The following is a 1,041-nucleotide window of genomic DNA, read 5'->3' as shown; positions in this document are numbered from 1 at the left end:
TACGCGCAGAGTTTGTAGAACGAGCAAATCTCAGCTTGGGGGATTGAACTTGAAAGGGACAAAGGTGAATTGGTTTATCCGCTAAGTCCGTCACTACGCATTTTGATGCCAATTTCAGTGAATGACGTTCGACAGGGCTACTTAGTGTTGAATGTCGATATCGAGTATCTGTCATCCCTTCTCAACTATTCACCAGTGCGAGATTTCCACATCGAGTTGGTTAAGCACAACGGCTTTTATATCGCGAGTCCTGACGAGTCGCGCTTGTATGGCGATATTATTCCTGAGCGTTCTCAGTTTAATTTCTCGAACATGTATCCAGATATATGGCCGCGAGTGGTATCTGAGCAAGCGGGGTACTCTTATAACGGTGAACATTTGATTGCGTTTAGCTCGATTAAGTTTGTCTCCAACGAGCCTTTGCATCTCATCATCGACCTCTCGAATGAGCAGTTGTCAAAAAGAGCGACGCGCGACATCAATGACCTTATTCAAGAATCCTTGTTTGTATTAAGTCTTGTACTGGTTTTCACTTTGCCAATTACCGCGTTGGCGCTGCATTACCGTCGCCATAGTGTGGAATCGAAGTTAGCCCGTGCCGCACTCGATGGTATGACCGCCGTCATGATTTCTGACGCGTCGCTTCGCATCATCATGGTCAACCAAGAGTTTGAAAACATGATGGGTTATTCTACCGAACAAGTGAAAGGCTCGAATGCCCACAGCCTGATTTTGCTTCCTGAAGACCTCGAAGAGACGCTAAACATTTGGAATAAGTTAGGGCGCGAGAATGTTTGGGAAGGCGAAGTACGCTGCCGTACCCAATTGAATCATGTGTTTACGGCGATCATGCGTATCCAAGCGAACTTAACAAAGTCCGGTAAAATCAGCTATTACATCACTTCGCTGGTGGATATTTCTGAACGTAAAGCGTTGGAAGAGCAGCTGCGCAACTTAAGTGAGAAGGACGGTTTAACGGGACTGTGGAATCGCAGAAAGTTTGAAGAACAATTAACCCACTACGCGAATATTGTAGAACGT

General features: G+C 45.7%; 1 pseudogene. It reads left to right on the top strand.

Features of this window, described 5'->3' with window-relative positions:
* A pseudogene (locus R7E78_RS24675) lies at positions 1-1,041 on the top strand (PAS domain S-box protein); the annotation flags it as partial.

This window comes from Vibrio sp. YT-19(2023) (assembly GCF_033337395.1).
The sequence above is the reverse complement of the archived record's forward strand: the minus strand, read 5'-3'. Positions and strand labels throughout refer to the sequence as shown.